This is a genomic window from Cohnella baijiui (assembly GCF_020731285.1).
Lineage (GTDB): Bacteria > Bacillota > Bacilli > Paenibacillales > Paenibacillaceae > Cohnella.
Window position 1 is genome coordinate 1 of sequence record NZ_JAJFOW010000044.1, and the last position, 22,942, is coordinate 22,942.

Annotated in this window: 18 protein-coding genes; 15 read left to right on the plus strand and 3 right to left on the minus strand. The window is 61.2% G+C overall.

Annotation, left to right across the window (positions count from 1 at the left end; all coding sequences use genetic code 11):
• Positions 1-114: 114 nt before the first annotated feature.
• Positions 115-1,263, minus strand: coding sequence for an RluA family pseudouridine synthase (locus LKX83_RS26915; RefSeq protein ID WP_227885933.1), 1,149 nt, complete (start codon positions 1,261-1,263; stop codon positions 115-117).
• A gap of 598 nt (positions 1,264-1,861) precedes the next feature.
• Between LKX83_RS26915 and LKX83_RS26920 the strand changes: the two genes are divergently transcribed.
• From LKX83_RS26920 to LKX83_RS26940, 5 genes are read left to right on the plus strand one after another with little or no spacing between them, the layout of a single operon-like run.
• Positions 1,862-2,599 carry a hypothetical protein gene (locus LKX83_RS26920; protein WP_227885934.1) on the plus strand — a complete coding sequence of 246 codons (738 nt, stop codon included), beginning with the start codon at positions 1,862-1,864 and terminating at the stop codon, positions 2,597-2,599.
• A 54-nt stretch (positions 2,600-2,653) separates the two neighbouring features.
• Positions 2,654-3,064, plus strand: coding sequence for a GntR family transcriptional regulator (locus LKX83_RS26925; RefSeq protein ID WP_227885935.1), 411 nt, complete (start codon positions 2,654-2,656; stop codon positions 3,062-3,064).
• A complete protein-coding gene (locus LKX83_RS26930) occupies positions 3,061-3,984 on the plus strand; it encodes an ABC transporter ATP-binding protein (protein WP_227885936.1) in 924 nt (307 codons plus the stop codon). The genes LKX83_RS26925 and LKX83_RS26930 overlap by 4 nt, the downstream gene beginning before the upstream one ends.
• Positions 3,981-4,883: an ABC transporter ATP-binding protein gene (locus tag LKX83_RS26935; RefSeq protein WP_227885937.1), complete on the plus strand. Its 903-nt coding sequence runs from the start codon at positions 3,981-3,983 to the stop codon at positions 4,881-4,883. The genes LKX83_RS26930 and LKX83_RS26935 overlap by 4 nt, the downstream gene beginning before the upstream one ends.
• Complete coding sequence (locus tag LKX83_RS26940; protein WP_227885938.1) at positions 4,876-6,156, plus strand: ABC transporter permease; 1,281 nt, start codon at positions 4,876-4,878, stop codon at positions 6,154-6,156. The genes LKX83_RS26935 and LKX83_RS26940 overlap by 8 nt, the downstream gene beginning before the upstream one ends.
• A 107-nt stretch (positions 6,157-6,263) precedes the next feature.
• Here LKX83_RS26940 and LKX83_RS26945 read toward each other — a convergent pair whose 3' ends face one another.
• Positions 6,264-6,626, minus strand: coding sequence for a c-type cytochrome (locus LKX83_RS26945; protein ID WP_227885939.1), 363 nt, complete (start codon positions 6,624-6,626; stop codon positions 6,264-6,266).
• A gap of 307 nt (positions 6,627-6,933) precedes the next feature.
• Here LKX83_RS26945 and LKX83_RS26950 point away from each other — a divergent pair, with 307 nt between their 5' ends.
• The 6 genes from LKX83_RS26950 (at position 6,934) to LKX83_RS26975 (ending at position 14,260) form a co-directional block, all read left to right on the plus strand.
• On the plus strand, positions 6,934-8,286 hold the full coding sequence (locus LKX83_RS26950; RefSeq protein WP_227885940.1) for an ABC transporter substrate-binding protein: 1,353 nt from the start codon (positions 6,934-6,936) through the stop codon (positions 8,284-8,286).
• 137 nt (positions 8,287-8,423) lie between these two features.
• On the plus strand, positions 8,424-9,308 hold the full coding sequence (locus LKX83_RS26955) for a carbohydrate ABC transporter permease (protein WP_227885941.1): 885 nt from the start codon (positions 8,424-8,426) through the stop codon (positions 9,306-9,308).
• A complete protein-coding gene (locus LKX83_RS26960; protein ID WP_227885942.1) occupies positions 9,301-10,119 on the plus strand; it encodes a carbohydrate ABC transporter permease in 819 nt (272 codons plus the stop codon). Before LKX83_RS26955 ends, LKX83_RS26960 begins: the two co-directional genes overlap by 8 nt.
• Positions 10,120-10,173: 54 nt before the next feature.
• On the plus strand, positions 10,174-11,964 hold the full coding sequence (locus tag LKX83_RS26965; RefSeq protein WP_227885943.1) for a sensor histidine kinase: 1,791 nt from the start codon (positions 10,174-10,176) through the stop codon (positions 11,962-11,964).
• Positions 11,939-13,555, plus strand: coding sequence for a response regulator (locus LKX83_RS26970; protein WP_227885944.1), 1,617 nt, complete (start codon positions 11,939-11,941; stop codon positions 13,553-13,555). The genes LKX83_RS26965 and LKX83_RS26970 overlap by 26 nt, the downstream gene beginning before the upstream one ends.
• A gap of 366 nt (positions 13,556-13,921) precedes the next feature.
• Entirely contained in the window at positions 13,922-14,260 is a 339-nt protein-coding gene (locus LKX83_RS26975) for a DUF6176 family protein (RefSeq protein WP_227885945.1), read from the plus strand.
• Between the two features lie 205 nt (positions 14,261-14,465).
• Here the strand turns inward: LKX83_RS26975 and LKX83_RS26980 are convergent, their stop codons facing one another.
• Positions 14,466-15,164: a helix-turn-helix domain-containing protein gene (locus LKX83_RS26980; protein WP_227885946.1), complete on the minus strand. Its 699-nt coding sequence runs from the start codon at positions 15,162-15,164 to the stop codon at positions 14,466-14,468.
• Positions 15,165-15,372: 208 nt separating this feature from the next.
• On the opposite strand from LKX83_RS26980, the gene LKX83_RS26985 reads away from it, so the two are divergent.
• Genes LKX83_RS26985 through LKX83_RS27000 form a run of 4 tightly spaced genes read left to right on the plus strand, consistent with a single transcriptional unit; the run spans position 15,373 to position 22,937 of the window.
• The gene (locus LKX83_RS26985) at positions 15,373-19,026 is read left to right on the plus strand and encodes a response regulator (RefSeq protein ID WP_227885947.1); all 3,654 of its coding nucleotides are present in this window, start codon (positions 15,373-15,375) and stop codon (positions 19,024-19,026) included.
• 56 nt (positions 19,027-19,082) lie between these two features.
• Positions 19,083-19,919, plus strand: coding sequence for a CheR family methyltransferase (locus LKX83_RS26990; RefSeq protein WP_227885973.1), 837 nt, complete (start codon positions 19,083-19,085; stop codon positions 19,917-19,919).
• 21 nt (positions 19,920-19,940) lie between these two features.
• Positions 19,941-21,638 (plus strand): ATP-binding protein, encoded by a 1,698-nt coding sequence (locus LKX83_RS26995; protein WP_227885948.1) that lies wholly within the window; start codon positions 19,941-19,943, stop codon positions 21,636-21,638.
• 36 nt (positions 21,639-21,674) lie between these two features.
• Positions 21,675-22,937, plus strand: a complete 1,263-nt coding sequence (locus LKX83_RS27000) for an MDR family MFS transporter (protein ID WP_227885949.1) — start codon at positions 21,675-21,677, stop codon at positions 22,935-22,937.
• Positions 22,938-22,942: the final 5 nt, after the last annotated feature.

Consider the following 22,942-nt stretch of genomic DNA (forward strand, 5'->3'; position numbering starts at 1 on the left):
ATAGCTATAAGCTTTTGGAACCCCCAGTCGAACTGGGGGTTTTCGTATACAAAAAAAGAGCCGGAACGGCAACGTTCCGGGCGCTGGGGGGGAGAGGGACTTTCGGATCAGAGGCTAGGGACGAGTCTCGTCTTTGAGGACGTGCAAAAACGACTTCGGAATATCCGTTTCGAAACGCAGCGTCTCGCCCGTGACCGGATGCGTGAAGGCGAGCACCCGGGCATGAAGGCCGAGCCTCGGCAGCGCCTTGGAGCGCGAGCCGTATTTCTTGTCGCCGACGACGGGATGGCCGAGATCCTGCATGTGAACGCGGATCTGATTTTTCCGCCCGGTCTCGAGCTCCACCTGAAGCAGGGAGAACCGCGGTTCGGCGCGCAGCGTCTTGTAGTGCGTGACGGCATGCTGCCCGTCGTTCGGATACGGGCTGGAGTACATCTTGAGCGTCTTGCTTTCTTTGAGCCAGGAGGAGATCGTGCCTTCCGGCTTTTTGACGTTCCCTTCGACCAGGGCTACGTAGGTGCGTTCAAGGACCGCGTCCTGCCAGTTGTTCTGCAGCGCCTGCTGCACGTCCTCGCGCTTGGCGAACATCATGACGCCGGACGTGTCGCGGTCGAGACGATGCACGACGAAGATGCGTCCGGCCGGGTCCGACTGCCGCACGTGGTCGTTCAGCTGGCGGTAGGCCGTCACTTCCTGTTCCTGCGCCGAGGCGATCGAGAGCAGGCCGGCGTCTTTGTTCACGACGATCAGATCGTCGTCTTCATAGAGAATGCTCAGTCCGACGAGCGGCGGCGCCTGATCCGGCTTGCCCAGCCGGATCGCAACGGCGTAGCCCGGCTTTAAGGGATGGTTGTACGCCGTGACCACGCGTTCGTTGACGGACACCTGGCCGCGCGCGAGAATCGCCTTGACCGCGTTGCGGCCCTGCGCGGACAGCTTGGCCAGCAAAAAGGGAAGCAGCTCGGCCGGCTCGCTCACCGTGTACGACAGGGTCTTGTCCGCCTTGGCGGGCGTCGCCGCGCCGCGGGCGCCGCGGGCCGCCGGCCGGCCGCGCGACGTGCCCGCGCCAGGGCCGCCGCCTCGGCCGGCTTGCGATGCGTCCGCGCCAGGGCCGCCGCCTCGGCCGGCTCGCGATGCATCCGCACTAGGGCCGGCGCCTCGGCCGCCTCGTCCCGAAGAGCGCGACTCGCCTTGCCGGGGGGCGCTCCCGGGCTTTCCTCTCTGTTGATCGTGCGTCCGGCTGCCGGACGTTCTCTTGTTCATCTTCCATGTCCTCCGTTCGGGCGCGGGCCGACGGGCGGTCCGCGCTGATTCCTCTATTCTATAGCATTCACAGCCGCTCAACAAACCGGACCTTCGCGTTGTTGCGCGTCCGGCAGCTCGTGTGCTTAGTTGCATTTATACCACTAACTTTCACAATTGGAGGGCTTGGGAGCGTATTAGTTGCATTCGTACATCTAATTCCGGCGAAAATCCGAAGAAATCACTTTTCTACGAAAAATAGATGTATTTTTGCTGCTAATCGATGGCGGATGCGGAAATTCGGTTCAGATAGATGCATTTTTGCAACTATTTAATCGATAAGAGGGGCGGAGGGAGGGACATGGTCGAGCTACGGGTAAGAAGGCGATCCGGCAAGTCGGCGCAGGCTGTAACCCGACTTTTTCGGAGTAGAAGGGGCTGCGGAGAGATTGTGCAGGCTGTAACCCGACTTTTTCGGGTTATAGGGGGCTGTTCACTTTTCCAAAAGAGGGTTGACGGAGATTTCCATAGTGCATATACTGTGTATAAAGATATACACACATAAACACTGAGTATGACCCGAGGGCGGTGAGCCTTGAGAGGCTGGGGAGGCAGGCAAATGACGGGTTGGCGGGCAGTGCGCACGATCGCGGCGTTCGAGCTGAAGCGGGAATGGATCGGCCTGGTGGCGACCTCGCTCTTTGCGCTCTATACCGGGACGATGCTCAGTACGATGCTGGAGTCGGCTCTGAAGCAGCGGGAGAATTGGGAAGCGCACTTCGGCTTTTTAAGCGGGATGTCGGATTGGCTTTATCTGTTCTGCATCCCGGTGTTCGGCTGCTTGATGAACCGGACGGTACTCGCCTACTGGCGAGACGATGTTTTCACCAAGCGCATCGCGCACTGGCGGACGATGCCGATCCCGGTCGGCGCGGTGGCCGGCGCCCGGACGCTGCAGGCCATCGCCGTCATGGCGGCGGCGGGGACTTTGTTCTTCGCCTCGCAGTACGCCATCTCGCCGGAGATCCGCGAGGCATACGGCCCGGGCGAATGGATTGCGGCGGCGCTCGTATGGATGAGCTACGGTCTCGCCGTCAATGCCGGTATCACGGTTCTGGAGCTGGGCTGTTCGGGCAAGACCTACGTGAAATGGTACCTGATCTTCTCGGTGGCCGCCGGCGCGGTCAGCGCCATCGCGGCTTGGCAGCATGTGAGTCTGAGCTTGGAGCTCCTCGAGGCCGTCCGTCAAGCGCCGCTGCCCGCCGCGATCGGGGCGGTGATGGCAGCGGCGCTCGTCCGATGGATCGGGCAGCGTTGGACCGCCAGATTAATGCGGAACCGGAGCTACACCTTCTGATCGGAGCGAGGCGGGAGATGCGGATACAGGACGCACAGAAACGAGGCGAGGCCGGTGTGGATACCGATACAGATTGACGAGAACCGCCCCGAGCCCCTCTATCACCAGATCGAGGTTCAGCTACGAAGCCTGATCCTCGGCGGCCAGCTGGCCGAAGGCACCCTCCTGCCGTCGATTCGGGAGTTCGCTTCGCACCTGCGATGCAGCGCGATCACGATCCGGCGGGTGTATCAGGACCTGGAAACCGAGGGGCTGCTGAGGACGCGGCAGGGGACAGGGACGTTCGTCGCCGGCGTCGACGCCGACGCGCGCGCCGGTCACCGGTTGGAGCGGGTGATCGAAGCATTCGAGCGGGCGGTCGAAACCGGGCTGCAGCTCCAATGCACGATCGAGGAGATGGAGCGGATTCTGCGCGACGTGTACGAACGGCAGAAGGCCGAATCCCGGAAGGAGGAGTCCCCATGAACGAGGGTTTGATCGCGCAAGAAACGGCCATTTCCCTGCGGGGAGCGGCAGTACGCCGCCGGCACTTCACGCTCGGTCCGCTGACGCTGGACATTCCGCGCGGCATGGTGACCGCCGTCGTGGGGCCGAACGGCTCCGGCAAGAGCACATTGTTCCGGTTGCTGCTCCAGATGGAGCCGTACGACGAAGGCGAGGCGAAGCTGCTGGGCGAACGTGTCGGGCCGGAGGGCGACGAGCGGCGCAAGACGCGCGTCGGATTCGTCGCGGAACTGCCCCATCCTTACGAAAACGGCCTGACGGCGGAGGAGAAGGCCCGATTCGCTTCGGCCTGGTATCCGAAGTGGGATTGGGACCGGTATCGCAAGCTGATGCGGAAGTTCGAGGCGGAAGGCGGCACGAAGCTGCGCAAGCTGTCGAAGGGGATGCGGCGCAAGGTCGAGCTCGCGATCGCGATGGCGCACGATCCGGAGCTGCTCCTCCTCGACGAGCCTTCGAGCGGACTCGATCCGTTCGCCTGGAAGACGATGCTCGAGGAGCTGCATCGGTACATGGAGCAGGGGGATCGCACGCTCGTGATCGCCACCCACATTACCGAAGAGATCCGAAGGTTGGCCGATTACGTGCTCTTCCTGCACCGGGGGCGATCGCTCGGCCTGTACGAGAAGGACCAGCTGTTCGATGCTTGGCGCGTCTTCGCGATCCAGGCGGCGCCGGGCTTGGACAGGGCCAGGCTGCTAGCGCTCCCGGGCGTGCAAGGCGCAGCCGAAGCGGGGCCGGGCATCTACCGGCTGGAGAGTGATCGGGCTGTCGAGACGGAGGAGGCTTGCGCCCGCGAAGGCTACAAGCAGTTGTCCGCGCAGCGGATGGAGTTGGAGGATATACTGGCGTGCTTAGTTCGGAAGGAGGAAGCGGGACGATGAATCCGTTGGTAGTTAATCGAGTGGTCAAGCAGTACGGCGACAAAACCGCCGTGAATGGCCTGAGCTTCGAGGTGGAGGCCGGCGAAATCTACGGTTTGCTGGGCGCGAACGGCGCGGGCAAGACGACGACAATGCGGATGGTGCTGGGGCTCATCATGCCGGACGGCGGGGAAATCCGCTACAATGGCAAATCCTACAGCGAAGAGCAGCTGCGGATGCTGGGATATTTGCCGGAGGAGCGGGGCATGTACCCGAAGGTCAAGCTCAGCGAGCAGATCGTCTACCTCGCCCAGCTGCGCGGCATGTCGCGCAAGGACGCGGAGGCGAACCTGAAACGGTGGCTCGACCGTTTTCAAGTGCCCGAATATTACGACAAAAAGGTCGAAGAGCTGTCCAAGGGCAATCAGCAAAAAATCCAGTTCATCGCGGCGGTCATCCATCGTCCGCAGATCGTCATCCTGGACGAAGCGTTCAGCGGTCTCGACCCGGTCAACGTGGAGCTCCTGAAGTCGACCGTCAAGGAGCTTCGGGACGAAGGCACGAGCATCCTGTTCTCGACGCACCGGATGGAGCACGTCGAGGAGCTGTGCCGCAATATCACGATCATGCACAAGTCCAATCCGGTGCTGCAAGGCGCGATTCGCGACATCAAGAGCCGGTTTCCGCGGGAAAAGGTCGTCCTGTCCGCCGACGCGCCGATCGAAGGCCTGGAAACCATTTCGGGCGTGCAGGGCGTGACGCGTACCGAGCAGGGGTACCTGCTGCAGATCGCGAAAGCCGAGACGGCCCAGGACATCTTGAAGCACGCCCTCGCGCAAGGCCCGATTCAGAAGTTCGAGCTCCTCGAGCCGACGCTGAACGAAATCTTCATCCGAACGGTAGGTGACCGCCATGAATAGCATGTGGACCGTCATGTCCTTCACGATGCGCAACAAGCTTCGCAGCAAATCGTTCATCGTCACGACGATCATCCTGGCCGTCCTTCTCGTCGTGGGGTCCAATGTCCCTTATTTCATCGACAAGTTCGCCTCCGGTGACGGCGCGACCAAAGTCGGCTATATCACGAACGAACCCGGCGACCTGATCAAAGGGCTGGAGATGTACTACGGCAAGCAGGAAAAGCCGAAGGTGGAGCTTGTCCCGATCGAGGCGGCCGGCTCGGCAGATGCCAATGTCCAGGCTTTGTTGCAGGCGATCGAGAATAAAGAAATCAAGGGATACCTCACCTTCGCGCCCAACGAGCAGGCGGGTTTCCCGGATGTGACGTACCACTCCAAGAAGATGCTCGACACCGACACGCAGCAGTCGCTGCAAGCCGCGTTCCAGGAGGCCAAGACCAACCAGGCGATCCAGGACGCGAAGCTCACGGACGCGCAGCTGAAGCTGCTCTTCGACCCCGTGAAGATTCAAGCCGTGCAGATCAGCGACAACGCCAACGGCAAGACGGCGGAGGAGCAAGGCACCGCGATCGGCCTCACTTACGTGATCCTCATTCTGCTGTTCATGGCCGTCATGATCACGGGCCAGCTCATCGCCACGGAGATTACGGCGGAGAAGAGCTCCCGCGTCATGGAGATCATCGTCACGAGCGTTTCGCCGCTGAAGCAGATGTTCGGCAAGGTGCTGGGCACGTTCATCGTCGGCCTGGTCCAGATCGTCGTCCTCGTCGGCGCGACCATCGTGAGCATGCAGCTCCCGCATAACGCCAATTCCTTCAAGAGCCTGGGCATTCGTCTCGATACGATCGACCCGAAAATGCTGATCTTCGCCGTCGTGCTCTACCTGCTCGGCTACTTCTTGTACGCCATGCTCTTCGCGGCAATCGGCTCGATCGTCAGCCGTACGGAGGATCTCGGGCAGGCGGTCATGCCGGTCACGATGCTGACGCTCGCCGGGTTTTACATCGCGATCTTCGGCCTGACGCATCCGGAGAGCCCGTTCATCGTCGCCTGCTCGTACATTCCGTTTTTCTCGCCGTTCATTTTGTTCCTGCGCATCGGGCTCTCCAATCCGGCCTGGTGGGAAATCGCGCTTTCGGTCGGCATTCTGGTAGCGTCCGTTCTGATCATTGGCTGGCTCGCGGCCAAAATCTATCGGGTCGGCGTCCTGATGTACGGCAAGAAGCCTTCGCTGAAGGAAGTTATGAAAGCCATGAAAGCCTACAAAGTCTAACCGGCGCGGAGGGTTCCCGGCCCGCCCGGTTGAAAACAAAGAAGCCGATGTGCCGATCGCCAGACCGGTGCATCGGCTTCTTTGGCGTATGAGCCGGAAGCTCGTCCTTATTTCTTTGCAGCCAACCAAGTCGTAATCGTGACGATTTCGTCATCGCTGAGCCGGCCTTTGAACTTCGGCATGCCGCCGCCCCCGTTCGCGATTTGCTTGTAGATGCTTTCTTTGCTCATCGTCGATCCGACCTTCGTCAGCTCGGGACCGACACCCCCTTGGAGCTGGTCGCCGTGGCAGGAGAGGCAGTTGCTTTTGTAAATCGGTTCCGCCGCCGCGGCGTCGACGGGGCGATCCGGAATGGCGGACGAAGCGGAAGGCTCGGCCGGGCGCTCTTTCGCGGGCAGGTTGTTCAGCAGCAAGCCGACGCCGAACAGGCAGACGACCACGATCAACCCGCTCATGATCCATTTGTACATCGTGAGGCCTCCTTTGATTGCGTTCATTTTAGCATGAGCATGCTCAGAGCGAATGACCCGAAAGAGCCAAGCCGACCCAAGGAAAGTCGCGCTTGCCGGCGCGTGAGGATCGGCTATAATGTCGAGTGCGAGAAGTTTGTCGACGATCATGAAAAATATGGAAAAAAGAGGTCGAAAGGACCTGTCCGCGCGAGAAGACCTTGATCCGTAGTTATCGATCTTAAGTCATCGTTATATCCGCCGGCACGCGAATTCACTAAGCTAAGATTAGAAAGCGCATTCATTTTTGTTCACACGGAGGGTTCAAATGGACAGGAAATCCAAACGTTGGTTAAGCGCGGGGACGGCCGTCGTTCTGGCCGCGACCTTGATGGCCGGCTGCGGCGGCAACGACAAGAACGGCGGGGCTGCTTCGCCGGCGGACAAAGGCCCGGGAGGAGGCGCCGCCGCGGACAAGCCGTTCGCCGGCAAGTCGATCAGCCTGGTGACGGCGAACCACCCGTGGGCGGACGCCATCAAGCCGCTCCTGCCCGAGTTCGAGGCGGCGACCGGCATGAAGGTGAACGTGGAGGGCTACTTCGAGGATCAGCTGACGCAAAAGCTGACGGTCCAGTTCACCGCCGGCTCCGAGACGCCGGACGTCTTCATGTACCGCCCGCTGCAGGAGGGCAAGCTGTTCTTCAAAAACGGCTGGCTGCAGCCGCTCGACGAATACGTGAACAAGGATGCCGACTATGACTTCGCCGATCTGTCCAAGTCCGCGGTCGGCACGGCGACGGTGGACGGCAAGCTCGCGGGCATCCCGATCATCACCGAGCAAGAGATCCTGTACTACCGCAAGGACCTGCTCGAAGCGGCGGGCATCGCCGTGCCGAAGACGATCGACGAGCTCGTCGCGGCCGCGCAGAAGCTCCACGATCCGGGCAAAGGCATGTACGGCTTCGTCGCCCGGGGGCAGCGCTCTCCGCTCGTTACGCAGGTCTCCTCGTTCCTGTACTCCGAAGGCGGCGACTTCATGAACGGGGACCGGGCGACGATCAACACGCCCGAAGCGATCAAGGCGTTCACGACATACGGCAAGCTGCTGAAGGACTACGGGCCTCCCGGCGTGCTGAACATGTCCTGGCCCCAGGCATTCGGCATCTTCGGCCAAGGCAAGGTCGCCTTCCTGACGGATGCGAACTCCCTGTACAAAAACGCGACGGACGCCGAGAAGTCCCAGGTGGCTGACAAGGTGGGCTTCGCACCGTTTCCGGCCGGAGCGGCCGGTTCCAAGCCGTATAACATTACCTCCTGGGGACTCGCGGTCAACGCCAAGTCGCGGGACAAGGAGGCGGCATGGGCGTTCATCCAATGGGCGACGAGCAAGGAGATCGTGCTGAAGACGCAGGAGAAGGGCAACCCGGGCGCCCGCGCTTCCGTTTGGGACAATCCGCAGGGGACGACGGGCTTCCCGGCCGAGCTGGTCGAAGTCATTAAGATGAGCGTCAAAGGCGGCGTCGACCATGACCGTCCGACCGTCATCAACGTCGGCGAAGCACGGGACGCCGTAGGCGAGATCGTTCAGAAGATCATCACCGGCGAGGCGAACATCCAGCCCGTCGCGGACAAGGCGAACGAGGCGCTGCAGGGCGTCATCGATTTGGACAAAAACAAATAAGGCCGGGGAGCGGCCTGCGGTCGAAAGGGCCATTGCGGATGGCCCTTTCGCTCGCCGACCGGGAAGAATCTGCCGGCCAATAGCTGCAAGCTTGCCATCGACAAAATCGTCTTGCCGGCTGGGGAAGGAGTTCTGCAATGCCTTACAAATGGTTCGACCGGAACCTGAAATGGATCTACGTGCTGCCGGCCGTCGCCTTCGTGCTCATCATGATGCTGTTCCCGATTTTGTACACGGTACGGATCAGCTTTTTCGAATGGAGCATGTCCGCCATCACGCCGCCGAAGTGGGTGGGCCTCGACAACTATCTTTCGCTTCTGCGAGACGAGCGGTTCTGGCGGGCGACCCGCTCGACGTTGTACTTTACCGTCGTGGCGCTCGTCATCGAGGTCGTGCTCGGCGTGGCGATCGCGGTGCTGCTCTCCCGCGAATTCCGCGGCAAAAATCTCGTCAAGACGGTGTTCCTGCTCCCGATGGTCGCCACCCCCGTCGCGATGGGCCTCGTCTGGCTGCTCATTTACGAGCCGACGATCGGCGCGGCCAACCTGCTGCTGGAGTCGATCGGTCTCAAGCCGCTCCTGTGGCTGGCTTCACCCGTGCAGGCCATCCCGTCGCTCATTGTCGTGGACGTCTGGCAGTGGACGCCGATGATCGCGCTCATCGTCATGGCCGGCCTCGCGACGATTCCCTCCGAGCCCTACGAGGCGGCGGACGTCGACGGCGCCGGCCGGTGGCGGAAGTTCACCGCAATCACTTTGCCGCTCCTGAAGCCTACGATTCTGGTGGCGGCGATGCTCCGGCTGATCGACGTGCTCAAAACCTTCGACATCATCTACGCGACGACGCAGGGCGGGCCGAATCTCGCGACGGAGACGCTGAACATCTACGGCTACGTGCTGGGCTTCCAGTACTTCAAGCTGGGCACTGCCTCGGCGCTGCTGGTTCTGTTTTTCGCCCTGGTCATGGGGCTGACCTTGCTGCTCGTGTGGCTGCGCAAGAGAGTGGAGGGACAGTATGACTAGACGCAAACGCACCGCCCGGCTGATCCTGGGCCTTCTGACGTTCCTCGTGCTGCTGGCCTTCGCGTTCCCGTTCGTTTGGATGCTGCTCGCTTCGTTCAAGACGCAGTCTCAGATCATGTCGACGGACCAGCTGCTGTCCTTCAAGCCGACGCTGGCGAATTATACGAGCGTCTTCGGCGAACATGACTTTCTCGGCTATATGATCAATAGCCTGATCGTCGGCGTCGGGTCGACGGCGTTCGCCCTGCTGCTCGGCCTTCCGGCGGCGTACGCAATCGCCAGATACCATCTGCACCGGCTCGGCCTCGTCATCCTGGTCGCGCGAATCATCCCGGGCATCACGTTTCTCATTCCGTGGTTCATCCTGTTCTCGCAGGTCAAGCTGGTCGATACGTATACCGCGCTCATTCTGAGCCATATGCTGGTCGGACTCCCGTTCATCATCTGGATCATGATCTCGTTTTTCGAGGCGCTGCCCAAGGAAATCGAGGAGGCGGGACTGATCGACGGCTGCAATCGCCACCAGGTGTTCCTGCGCGTCATCCTGCCGATTTCGGGACCGGGAATGATTACGGCGTCGCTGCTCTCGTTCATTTTCTCTTGGAACAACTTCATGTTCTCGATCATCCTCTCGGGCGAGAAGACGAAGCCGCTGCCCGTCGCCGTGTTCAACTTCATGTCCTACGCGGAGATCAACTGGGGCGCGCTCATGGCGGCGGCCTGCATCATCACGCTGCCGGTCCTGATCATCGCCCTGCTCGCACAGCGATACGTCGTAAACGGCTTGGCGGCGGGAGCGGTCAAGGGGTAAACTAGAGTCTCCGCGCCGCGAATACGCGGGCGGCATGCGGGAGGGGCGGGCCAGATGAGATACCGGCTGAACATATTCAACAAGATTCTGATCCTGGTCATGCTCCTGCTGGTGCCGATCCTGGTGCTCTACAGCTTTTCCAACCGAACGGCGAACGAGGTCGTCCGGGAAGAGATTCAGTCTTCCAACCTGAACCGCCTCTCGTTTTTTCTCTATCAGATGGATTCGTCCATCGGCAATCTGTCGATGTTTCCCGTCATCCTGAGCCTGGACCCCCACATCCGAGAATTCGTCCAGCATCAGGGCGATTCCCCTGCGGAGGCGCTCAAGGCGGAGTCGCGCATCGCGGAGAAGCTTGGACTGCAGAGCGTTTCCAGCAGTTGGTCGAACGATCTGACCTTGTTTCTGCCGGAGGGGCGCCAAATCATCTCGACGAATATCTATCTCCAAGGCTCGGCACAGCCGGAGTTGTGGGAGGCGCCGATCCATGCGTCCTGGGATTACGAGATCGATGCGTCGCGCGGCGAGGCGGCGGGCTCCTTCGTCCGGGAGATCGGCGAGCCGGCCAAGGTGCGCGGCTACGCGCAGGCCGGCGCCGTTTATCAGGTGCGGTTCCCCGTGCAGAACATCAGCGACCTCCTCGACGTGTCCAAGAAGGACAAGGAGAGCGATCCGTTTCTGTACCACCCCGGCCACGAGCCCATCTTGAACAGCACGTCGGAGGTAAGCACGGTGTCGGTCATCGCGGACGCTCTGCGTCGCGGCGAGCTGGGGGATTCGGGACAGCGGCGGCTCGCGGTCGCAGGTCAGCAGGTGCTGGTGAGCTACGTCAAGTCCCGCCAGCTCGGCTGGTACCTCGTCGACTACGTGCCCGAACAGCGGATTCTGTCTCCGATCGAGAAAAGCCGCAATCTGTTTTACGCCGCGATCGGGCTGCTCCTGGGCATGAGCGTGCTGGCGTCCTCGCTGCTTTACCGTAACGTGCAAATTCCGATCAAAAACATGATTCGGGGCGTGCAGCGGATGAAGCGGGGCGATCTGTCCGCACGCATCGACTATCGCTCCAAAAACGAATTCGCCTTTCTGATCCAGCGGTTCAACGAGATGGCCGAGCGAATCCAGCAGCTGGTCGAGGTCGTCTACGCCGAGAAGATCAGCTCGCGCGAAGCGACGCTGAAGCAGCTGCAGTCCCAAATCAATCCGCACTTCCTGTACAACTCTCTGTTCTTCATGATCAATTCCGCCAAGATCGAGGATCACGAGGCGGTCGTTGCGATGGGGGAAAATCTGGCGGCCTATTACCGCTATACGACGCGGGTCGAGAATCAGAGCGTTCCGCTGCGGGAAGAGCTGGAGCTGGTCGAAAACTATTTGACGATCCAAAACATGCGGATGCAGCGACTCGAATACGAGATCGCCGTGCCGGAGTCGATGCTGGACGAGCCGATCCCCCGCCTGATTCTCCAGCCGATCGTGGAAAACGCGATCATCCACGGCATCGAATGCCGGCTGGGGGGAGGACGCATCTCGATCCGGGGCGAGCAGGACGAACGTTGGAACCGCCTCGTCGTCGAGGACGACGGGGTCGGCATGAGCGAGGAGGAGCTGGGGGAGCTGCGCGCCAAGCTGCGGGAGCCGATGTCGGAGGAGATTGGCTGCGGCGTATGGAACGTGCATCATCGCCTGATCTACCAGTTCGGGGAAACGTCCGGGCTGATTTTCGAGCGGGCGCCGGACGGCGGTCTGCGGGTGACGCTGAGCTGGGTTCGCGGATCGGGGGCGCTCGGCCCCGATCCGGAGGAAGGAGGGGGAGCGCCGCATGGTCCAGCTTTTGATCGTGGATGACGAGATCCATGTCGTCGAAGGGCTTCTCGGCGCCATCGACTGGCGATCGCTCGGCATTGAGCAGGTTTATCGGGCTCATGCCGGCCCGGAAGCGATCGCCCTGCTCGAGCAGTGCTCGATCGACATCGTCCTGACCGATATCCGGATGCCCGGCATGAGTGGCCTGCAGCTCGTTGCGGAGGTTCGTCGCCGCTGGCCGCGGACCAAGTGCATTCTGCTTTCGGGTCACTCGGAGTTCCGGTACGCTCGCGAAGCGATCCTGTACCAGACCGAGGATTATCTGCTGAAGCCGGTCCGGGACAAGGACCTGACCGCCGCCGTCCGGCGCGCAGCGGACAAGCTCCGGGAGGAATGGGAGGAGGTCGTCTCCCGACAACGGCTCTCCTACACGCTGAAGGAGCATTTGCCGCTTCTGCGAGCGAATCTGCTGAACGACCTGCTTCAAGGCCGGCAGCGTACGACGTGGGCGCTTCGCGAAAAGATGGGGATGCTTGGCTTCGACGGGGAGATCGGGGACGCCTTCGAGCTGATGATGATCCGCCTCGACGACTTTCCGAATGACGATGCCAACAGCCGGGCGCTGATGGAGTATGCCGTCGGCAATATGGTCGAGGAGCTGTTCGGCGAGCGGTACCGCGTTTGGCACACCCGGGATGCGCTGGATTATCTCGTTTTTGTCATGCTGGATCAGCCGGGCGAAGCGCCGCCTTTCGAACCGGCCTGGTTCGAGCGGACCGCCGCCTCGCTGCAATCGGCGGTTCACGCCTATCTCAAGGGGAGCGTCTCGGTTCTCGTGGGCGGACGCGGACGATTCCCCGAGGAGCTGCGCGAGCGGTACGACCGCGCGGTCTCCTCGTTTCGCCGGCGGATCGGCAGCGTCGAAGAGCTGTTCGCCCGTTTGGACGAGCCGCCCGAGGCGGACGCGGCCGTCCAGACGCTGCACAGCCTGTACGAGCCGCCGACGCTGACCCATCTCCTCGAGGCCGCCCGCTGGGAGAGTCTCGAGGAGAAGCTCGAAGCCGTCTTCGAAGAGATGGAACGGCGGTTCGCGGATTCCCCGGAGCATCTGCAGGAGGTTTATTATGCGCTTGCAGCCGCATTCGCCTATATCGCGCACAAGAACGGCCGGCCGCTGCGGCTCCTGATCGGCGAAGAATACGAACGAATGTCGAAGGGTCTGCCCCTTCGCACCGTGAAGGATATGCGGAATTGGGCTTTCCGCTGCCTGAAAGGCATCCGCGAGGACATGGACCGGGAGACGAAGGATTCGCGGACGGCACTGATCGACGAGATCCGGGCCTTCGTCGAGCAGCGCCTTTTTCAGGACGTGTCACTCCAATCCATTTCCGAACACGTGTATCTGCATCCGGTCTACGTCTCCAAGATTTACAAGCTGGTGACCGGAGAGAACCTCAGCGACTACATCCAGAACGCACGGATGGACAAGGCGCAATTCCTTCTCCGCAGCGGCTCGGACAAGGTCTACGAGATCGCATCCAAGCTAGGCTACCTGCGACCGCATTCGTTCAATCACGCGTTCAAGCGCAAGTTCGGCATGACGCCGCAGGAGTATAGAGATAGGCATACGTAGGGAGACGTTTTTCGAGGCGGCCCCCATCCGACGATCCGGATGCGGGCCGCTTCTTCGCGTTCGCGTCCGTTCCTGACGAATATACGTTGTCTGCCCGCCGCGAGTATAGTAGTTGATTAGTTCAAAACGAGATCGTCGGAACACATGCCGGATCGATCCATGCCAAAATGGCGAAAGGTAAACGGCCCGAGCGCGGGATTTATGGATATCGAAACCAGGTTTCATACCCGTCAGGAATGGTTAATGGTAGAATTAAATACTCCATTCACAACCCTGCATCCCAGATTCGGCAGCAGCGGTATGGATTCGCTCTCCGGGAGCGGTTCCGTTCATCGGGTTGATTCTGATAAAGCGAGGTAGGGACCTATGGAGGTACAATGCTTGCGGGTCAAAATAAAGCCGGGCATGACGGACGAATTCATCGCGTTCGTGAAGGAATTGCAGGCGAATCAAATACATAGGGTTTACGAGACGATGGGCCGAGAAAACGTCGTCGTCGAGACGATTTTTCTGGAGCGGGGAGAAGAGGCGGACCACATTTTGTTCTATACGAGAGGCGCGCCCCGGGGCGAAGAGGACGGAGAGGGTCCCGACTCGCAGATGTTCGTGGATCCCGCGTCCGCCGACGTCATTCGCAAGACTTGGGACTCGGTCCAAGCCCTGGAGGTGCTGTTCGACCTCGAGCGCATGCCGCTGGACGCATGAGCGGCGCCGGGGCGGACTCGGCGTCCGTCGTCCAGCAAAAATAAGCCGGTGCAGCGCACCGGCTTTGTGTTGTTCGCAGGGGAGATTGCAGGTTTACGTAGATTCGGAGTTGTAGGATAATGAAAAATGACATTGAATTAAATAGGGGCGTGTCGCCTCTCGGCTCGAAACGTTGGAGGTTATGTCCATCTAGCTATCAGGTCGACTAAGCCCGCCCGATAGGATGGTAGAACATAAGTTCAAACCAATCTTCGTGCTCCTCTGTCGGACCGAAGTCGTCGGGGCGCTCCGCGTCCATCATGACCGCGATCCTGGCGGTCGGGTAACGCTGCAGCGCGTTTTCGACGAACCTCAGCGGAGAATCTCCGTCGGGCTGCGCCTTGTGCACCAGAAAAATCGTCGGGATCCGGATCGACCGGTTCGTGCGGCTCATGGATTTGCGTTTGCCGGCTTCGCTTAGGATCGGCGGGAGCCGCGGATCCGAGTCGATCAGGCCCAGGTCCTGAAGCAGCCGCGAGGCGCCCTTCAGCGTATAGGTCTGGCTGAACTCCCGTTCGATCAGCGTCGCCACCAGTTTCAGCGTCCACTTGGGACTACCCGGAAGCGCCAGGTCTGCCGGCAGATTCGTCGTGATCAGGTGGATCAGCCGCCTCTCTTGCTCGGCCGTCAGCTTGCGGGGGGCGCCGGGCGACGCGCCGACGGACAAACCCCCGACGCCGGCTTGGTCGTAGGCGCGTATGTAGTTGTAGATCGTTTTGACGCTCAGTTGGGAGATCCGCTCGATATCTCTGACAGCGTACCCGGATTTATATAAGTATACGACTTGGTACCTTTGGAACAGGCGCTTGTCGGACGTGCTTTTCATGGCTTGCACAAGAAGCTCGATGTCTTCTGGACTCGGCATCTGGACGATACCCTCCTTCCGCTCGGTCTTTAGTTGCGGCAAGCATTCTCCATTACCCTCAAAGGCCGCAGGTTGAAGCGATGCCGGAACCGTCGGCGTGGCGACAGAAGCAGCTTTATTTTACCACAAAAAAGTCATCCATCGACTACATTCGGCCCGTAGGGCGGGATGGGGCGGCTATCCGTTCACGGGAAGGGAGATCAGGGATTTGACTCAGGGCAGAAGGTTCGGCATTCGCGCCAAGATTACGTTAGGCTATTTGATTATCATCGCCTGCTTGGGCATTGCGATGGTCATCCTCAACAGCCGCATCTCCTCGATGGAAAAGGAAATGAACTTCATTACCAACCACGACATCGAAGTGCAGAACCTCTCCAACCAACTCGAGAAACGCGTGCTGGACATGGTCTCCGGCCATCGCGGCTACCTCATCTCCGACGATCTCAGCTACCTGGAGCCCTACACCGCCGCAAAAAACAATTACGGCATGGATTATCGGAAGCTGTACGAGCTGGTTTCGGACAATTCGGCCCAGCGGCAAAACCTTGAATCCATCAAAGCGAACATCGACGACTGGCTCACGAACATGGGCGAGCCGACGGTCGCGTTGAAGCGGCAAGGCAACGACGCGGAGATTCGCAAGTTCTACGCCGACAACGTCGGCAAAGACATCATGGACAAGATCAGGCTGCAGCTGGACGACTTTCGCACGACGGAGCTCGGATTGACGCACGATCGCATCGCGGAGCTCGACCGGAACAACGCAAGCACCAAATACGCGCTGTATATCCTCGTGCTGGCGATCACGGCGCTCTCGATCGTCGTCTCCTTCGTCATTTCCGGGACGATCGTCAAGACGGTCAAGCAAGTCGCCCATACGATTGCGGATATCGCCGCCGCCGGAGGAGGCAGCCGAAAGGTCAAGCGGATCGAAGTGAACGCGAACGACGAGATCAAGGATCTCGGCGACGCGACCAACCGGCTGCTTCAAAGCCATGAGGACCAGAATTGGCTGCAGACGAGCATCGCCGACGTCGCGACGGCCGCCCAAGGCTACGCGCACATCGCGGAGTTGGCGGACAGCGTCATGAGCCGCCTGGCGTCGCTGCTGCCGATCGCGTACGGCGCCGTGTATCAGCTGCAGGACCAGTCGCTCGTCCGCGTCGCTTCTTATGCCGGCTCCGGGGCGGATCCTTCGGCGGAGCGCCTGCGGCTCGGCGAAGGGCTGCCGGGCCAGTGCGCGCTCGAACGCCGCGTTCTCCGGCTCGATCCCGCACCGGAAGGCCATATCGCGATCGCTTCGGCGCTGGGGCAATCCTCGCCGCGCAGCATTCTGATGGTTCCGGTCGAGTTCGAAGGCCGGGTGCGGGGCGTCATCGAGCTCGCGTCTGCCGAATCGCTCACGCCGCTGCACCGGCAGCTGCTGGAGCAGACGCGCAGCGTCATCGGAACCGCGCTGTACAGCGTCGAGACCCAGATGGAGGTAAGCCGCCTGCTGGAGGAGTCTCAAGCGCTCTCCGAAGAGCTGCAGGCGCAGACGGAGGAGCTGCAGCAGCAAACCGAGGAGCTTCAGACTCAATCCGAGGAGCTGATCGCCCAGCAGGACGAGCTCAAGGCATCGAACGACGCCCTGCGTCAGTCGGAGGAGCGGCTGCAGCGCCAGCAGGAAGAGCTGGAGCAGCTCAACGAGGATCTGTCTTCCCGCTCGGACTTGCTGGAGCGGGAGATGCGGCGCGCGGAGGAGATCAACGGTCAGGTCGAACGGCAGAACGCGCTGCTCGAGAAGCAGGCGTCCGATCTGATGATCTCCTCCAGGTACAAATCCGAATTCCTCGCGAACATGTCGCATGAGCTGCGCACGCCGCTGAACAGCCTGCTCATCCTGTCCCAACTGCTCGCGGACAACAAGGAAGGCAACCTCAGTCCGAAGCAGGTCGACTTCGCCCAGACGATCCACGCCTCCGGCAGCGACCTGCTGCGGCTCATCGACGAGGTGCTCGATCTGTCCAAGGTCGAGGCCGGCCAGATGAAGATCGAGGCGGGCGCGGTGCATTTGACGGACGTCGTGGACGCCTTGCGCCGCGGCTTCCAGCCGATGGCGGCGAAGAAGGGCATCGAATTCCGTATTCGCGCCGAGAACCATCTGCCGGAGACGATCCGGACCGACGCGCACCGCGTGCAGCAAATTTTGCGGAACCTGCTGTCCAACGCCTTCAAATTCACGAGCGCAGGCCACGTGACCCTGCACGTCTTCCGCGCGAAACGGGCGCTGCTCGCCGCCGCCGAGGAGGAAGCGATCGCCTTTGCCGTCATCGACACGGGCATCGGCATCCCCAAGGCGAACCAGGAGATCATCTTCGAGGCTTTCCAGCAGGCGGACGGCACGACGAGCCGCAAGTACGGCGGGACCGGCCTGGGCCTCACGATCAGCCGCGAGCTGGCCGGCCTGCTCGGCGGCGAGATCGAGATGTCGTCCGAGGAAGGCAAGGGCAGTACGTTCACCCTGTATTTGCCCGCTTTGCCGGAGAACGGCGAATACGGCGAATACGTTGCCCAAGCCGCCGCCACACGGGAAGCGGCGCTCCCGGCACCTGCGGAGCCTGTGCTCGCTCCGGCGCTGGCGCTGGACGATCCGGAGCTGCTGAAGGCATCGGAGATCGAGGACGACCGGGACCGCCTGGAGGAAGGCGATCAAACGCTCCTCATCGTCGAGGACGATGCCCACTTCGCCAAAATCATGCTGGACATGGCGAGAGAGCGGGGCTTCAAGGGGCTCGTCGCCCTCCGGGGGGACAAAGGGCTCGCGCTGGCCAAAGCCTACAAGCCTGCCGCCATCATGCTGGACATCCAGCTGCCGGTCGTCGACGGATGGACGGTGCTCGAACGGCTGAAGCAGGACGCCGAGCTTCGCCATATTCCGGTGCATGTCATCTCCGTCGTGGACGAGCCCCAGCAGGGACTGACGATGGGCGCGATGGCGTACCTGCAAAAGCCGGTCAGCAAAGAGACGATCGACAAGGCGCTGCATCGCGTGGAAAGCTTCATTAACCGGGACCTCAAGCGGCTGCTCATCGTCGAGGACGACGTCGTCCTGCGGGACAGCCTGGTCAAGCTGATCGGCCACGACGACGTGGCGATCACGGCCGTCTCTACGGGGGCGGAAGCGTTGGCGGAACTGGACAAGCAGTCCTTCGACTGCATGGTGCTCGATCTGGGCTTGTCGGATATGACGGGCTTCGAGCTGCTCGACCGCATCCGTCCGAACCAGGAGCTTCGGCAGCTGCCCATCATCATTTACACGGGCAAAGAGCTGGACATGAAGGAAGAAATGGAACTGAAAAAGTACGCGGAAAGCATCATCATCAAAAACGTCAAGTCGCAGGAGCGGCTGTTCGACGAGACGGCGCTTTTTCTCCACCGCGTCGAGGCGAATTTGCCGGAGGACCGCCGCAACATGCTCAAGAAGCTATACGCCAACGAGACGGCGTTCGCGGACAAGCGGATCCTCCTTGTCGAGGACGATATGCGCAATATTTTCGCCCTTACCAACGTGCTGGAGTCGTACCGGCTGAAGATCAGCTTCGCCGAGAACGGCAAAGAGGCGCTCGACATGCTGAGCGGGGACGACGACTTCGATCTCATCCTCATGGACATCATGATGCCCGAGATGGACGGTTACGAAGCGATGCGCGCGATCCGGCAAATGCCGCGGTTCCGGCAGACGCCGATCATCGCGCTGACCGCCAAGGCGATGAAGGAGGACCGCCGGCGCTGCATGGATGCGGGCGCTTCGGACTACATCAGCAAGCCGATCGACATCGACAAGCTGCTGTCGCTCTTGAAGGTGTGGCTTTATAAGTAAGGAGGCGGGCGACGATCACGGACCACGAGACGAACGGGGCGAACCCTTTTGACGAGCTGCCGGAGACCAAGGATGCGCAAGAGCTGGAAAAAATCGAAATCGAGCTTTTGCTCGAAGCGATTTTTCGGGTGTACGGTTATGATTTTCGCAACTACGCCTACGATTCGATCCGCCGCCGAATCCGACACGCCATGCGCGTCTTCGGCCTGGTGCATGTCTCGGCGATGATCGAGCAGGTGCTTCACCATCCCTCGCGCATGCAGGAGCTGCTTCGCCATCTGTTCATCAACGTGACGGAGATGTTCCGGGATCCGACGATGTTCCGAACGTTCCGGGAAAAGGTCGTGCCCTTCCTCCATACCTATCCGCACATCCGCATCTGGCATGCGGGCTGTTCGACGGGGGAGGAAGCGCTGTCCATGGCGATTCTGCTCAAGGAAGAAGGGCTCTACGACAAGGCGCGCATCTACGCGACAGACATCGACGAGGACGCGCTGGACATCGCGAGAGCCGGCATCTACCCGCTGCGCAACATGAAGACGTACACCCAGAACTATATTCGGGCCGGAGGAACGAGGGAGTTCTCGGACTACTACACCGCGCGGTACGATGCCGTCATTTTCCACTCCGACCTGATGCGCAACATCGTGTTCGCCCGACACAATCTCGCCACGGACCAGTCGTTCAACGAGTTTAACGTCATCCTTTGCCGGAACGTGCTCATTTACTTCGACAAAAGCCTGCAGAGCCGGGCCCACCGGCTGTTCCACGACAGTCTGGCGACGTTCGGCGTGCTGGTGCTGGGCAGTCGTGAGTCCATCCAGTTCAGCGGCTTCGATGGCTGCTACGAGGCGTTGGACCTCACGGAGAAATTGTATCGGAAGCTTACTTAAACGAGAGGGGAGGGACGAATAGTGACGAGAGATAACCCGGTCAATATCCTCATGGTCGACGACCATCCCGAAAATCTGCTGGCCATTGAGGCGGTGCTGGAAGGCGAGCCTTACCGGCTGATTCGCGCGTTTTCGGGGGCGGACGCCCTCCGGTGCCTGCTGCGGGAAGAGGTGGCCGTCATCCTCCTGGACGTGCAAATGCCCGGCATGGACGGCTTCGAGACGGCGCGCCATATCAAGTCCTACGATCGCTCCAAGCATATCCCCATCCTCTTCATCACGGCGACCAGCAAGGAAACGAGCCACATGTCCGCGGGGTATTCGGCCGGAGCGGTCGACTATATGATCAAGCCGTTCGTGCCGCACATTCTGAAGGCGAAGATCAAGGCTTTCGTCCAGCTGTACGACGCGCAGAAGCAGCTTCTCAGCCAGACGCGGCAGCTCGAGAAGGTGAACGCCAACCTGCTCGAAGCGACGGCCAAGCTGTCCAAGGCCGAAGCGCAGGCGCGCGCCGTCATGGATACGTCGATCGATACGATGGTCGTCTACGGCCACCATGGCGAGATCCTGCAGGCCAATCCGGCCGCGGAGCGGATGTTCGGCTATTCGCAAGAGGAGCTCGTCGGGCGCAACATGTCCCTGCTGCTCCCCTCGATTCATTGGGACCTCGGTCATACGCGGGGGCTTGTCGGCAAGGTCATCGAGGTCGTGCCGGCGCGCAAGGACGGGTCGACCTTCCCGGCGGAAATGCAGCTCGGCGAATCGCTGGCGGATCCGGCGCTTCGAACGTGCACGGTGCGCGATATCGCCGATCGGAAACGGAGCGAGCTCGCACTCCTGGAGTCCAAGGAGCTCGCCGAACAAGCCGCCCGGATGAAGACGGAATTCCTGTCGTTCATGACGCACGAGATCCGTACGCCGCTCAACGGCGTGATCGGGATGATGGACATCCTGATCGAGTCCGGGCTGACGCAGGAGCAGCGGGAGCTGGCGGACGTCGTGCTGAAGAGCGGTCACACGCTGCTCGGGATCGTCAACGACGTGCTGGACTACTCCAAGATCGAGTCCGGACGGATGGAGCTCGAGGAGGAGCCGTTTTTCCTGCGGGCTTGCCTCGAGCAGGTTCAGGACATCTTTACGGCGCCGATCCGGGAAAAACGGCTGGAGATGCGGTACCTGATCGATCCCGCGCTACCCCTCTTCGTGCGTGGCGATCTGGCGAGATTGCAACAGGTGCTGCTCAACCTGGTCGGCAACGCCGTGAAGTTCACGGAAACCGGAGGCGTCTACATCGTCGTCCGCCAGGCGGCTGCGACGGAGGAGGAGCTTACGGTCGAGGTTACCGTGATCGACACCGGCATCGGCATCCCGGCGGATAGGGCGGACGAGCTGTTCGAGCCGTTTTCTCAGGTCGACGCCTCGATGAACCGCAAATACGGGGGGACCGGGCTTGGTCTGGCCATCTCCAAGACGCTCGTCGAGATGATGAGCGGGGAAATCTGGACCGAGCCCAGCGAGCATGGCGGGGCGATCTTCGCTTTTACGGCGAAGGTCAAACGCGCGGACCCGCCCGAAGAGATGCCGGCGTTCGCGAAGGAGCTGGCAGCGGTCACGGCCGAAGCCGGCTGGGAAGAGGCGCTGCGCAAGCCCGTCCGTCTTGAGCGCATCCGGGAGCTGCTGCTGCAAGCCTCGGAAGCGGACCGCCGGCGTATACGCTGATGGACAGCGAGATTCTACAAGAAATGAGAATGAACCATGAGATTTCGTAAAATAACCGGCCTATGGGCCAAGTACGACAGCGCCATTTGGATCCGGGTGATCGGCACGGCCCTGACGACCGTGACCGGCTTTATGATTCGCCCCTTTCTCGTGCTGTACTTATACGATCAGATGAACGGCTCGGTTGTTCTGCCCATGCTGATCGTCGGACTTCAGCCGCTTTGCGGCATCGCGATCACCTGGTTCGGCGGCCGATGGAGCGACCGCTTCGGGCGAAAGCCGCTTATGCTCATCGCGCTTGCGGTCCAGATGCTCAGCATGATCGGCTACATCTTCGCAGACCACGTCTGGCAGTATGCCGCCGTCTCGATCTTGAACGGCATGGGCTCTGCGCTGTTCATGCCCGCCGCCAACGCCCAGATCACCGATATGGTCGAGGATAGCCGGCGGGCTGAGGTGTTCGCGCTCATGCATACCGCTTTAAACGTCGGCGCGGCTGCCGGCCCCGTGCTCGGGCTGATGATGTTCCAATGGAACCCGACGGCGGTGTTCTTGCTCTCGGCCTGCACCTTTCTCGCGAACGGATTGCTCGTCCTCTTCAAGCTGCCGGAAACGGCGCCGGCGAAGCGGGCACCCGGGCCAGCGCCGGCCGGCGCCGCCGCGACAGGCGCAGCACCGGCCGCACGAACGGCCTTCTCCTGGCGGTCGCACAAGCCGCTCGTCCTACTGACGCTGTGCAGCCTGCCGGTCGGCTTGCTGTATTCGCAGGTGGAGACGACGCTGCCGCTGCACCTCAAGACCCATTTCGACGACTACCGCACGGTGCTGGCCTCGCTGCTCACCTTCAACGGCGTCATGGTCATCGCCCTGCAAATCTGGATCGCCCGCCGGACCGAGCGGATACGCTCCTATCAGGTGCTGGCCGTGTCGCAAGCGTTGTTCGCCATCGTCGCCATCGGCTATGGCTATGCCGGCTTGATCGCGGTTTTGTTCGCCGCCGAGTTCGTCTTTACGATCGGCGAGATGGCGGCGGGACCCCATTCGCAAAAGGCGATTTCGATCCTGGCGCCGCCGGAGCAGCGCGGCTTTTATTTCTCCGTCTACGGAGCGAGCTATCTGCTCGCTCGCGGGATCGGTCCGATCCTGGGCGGCGCGCTGCTGAGCCAGTCGAGCGGCGAAGTGTTGTTCACCGTCCTCGCCGTGTTGATCGCGGCGTCGGGATTCGGGCTGTACCGGGTCGTGCGGGGAATCGAGCTCGGACATCGGGCGGATCGCGCCAGCGACACCCTCAGCGCTTGATCGCG

Excerpts from the sequence above, each read along its gene's own strand:
- LKX83_RS26915 (WP_227885933.1), bottom strand. The coding sequence starts at position 1,263 with ATGAACAAGAGAACGTCCGGCAGCCGGACGCACGATCAACAGAGAGGA.
- LKX83_RS26920 (WP_227885934.1), top strand. The coding sequence starts at position 1,862 with ATGACGGGTTGGCGGGCAGTGCGCACGATCGCGGCGTTCGAGCTGAAG.
- LKX83_RS26930 (WP_227885936.1), top strand. The coding sequence starts at position 3,061 with ATGAACGAGGGTTTGATCGCGCAAGAAACGGCCATTTCCCTGCGGGGA.
- LKX83_RS26935 (WP_227885937.1), top strand. The coding sequence starts at position 3,981 with ATGAATCCGTTGGTAGTTAATCGAGTGGTCAAGCAGTACGGCGACAAA.
- LKX83_RS26940 (WP_227885938.1), top strand. The coding sequence starts at position 4,876 with ATGAATAGCATGTGGACCGTCATGTCCTTCACGATGCGCAACAAGCTT.
- LKX83_RS26945 (WP_227885939.1), bottom strand. The coding sequence starts at position 6,626 with ATGTACAAATGGATCATGAGCGGGTTGATCGTGGTCGTCTGCCTGTTC.
- LKX83_RS26950 (WP_227885940.1), top strand. The coding sequence starts at position 6,934 with ATGGACAGGAAATCCAAACGTTGGTTAAGCGCGGGGACGGCCGTCGTT.
- LKX83_RS26955 (WP_227885941.1), top strand. The coding sequence starts at position 8,424 with ATGCCTTACAAATGGTTCGACCGGAACCTGAAATGGATCTACGTGCTG.
- LKX83_RS26960 (WP_227885942.1), top strand. The coding sequence starts at position 9,301 with ATGACTAGACGCAAACGCACCGCCCGGCTGATCCTGGGCCTTCTGACG.
- LKX83_RS26965 (WP_227885943.1), top strand. The coding sequence starts at position 10,174 with ATGAGATACCGGCTGAACATATTCAACAAGATTCTGATCCTGGTCATG.
- LKX83_RS26970 (WP_227885944.1), top strand. The coding sequence starts at position 11,939 with ATGGTCCAGCTTTTGATCGTGGATGACGAGATCCATGTCGTCGAAGGG.
- LKX83_RS26975 (WP_227885945.1), top strand. The coding sequence starts at position 13,922 with ATGGAGGTACAATGCTTGCGGGTCAAAATAAAGCCGGGCATGACGGAC.
- LKX83_RS26980 (WP_227885946.1), bottom strand. The coding sequence starts at position 15,164 with ATGCCGAGTCCAGAAGACATCGAGCTTCTTGTGCAAGCCATGAAAAGC.
- LKX83_RS27000 (WP_227885949.1), top strand. The coding sequence starts at position 21,675 with ATGAGATTTCGTAAAATAACCGGCCTATGGGCCAAGTACGACAGCGCC.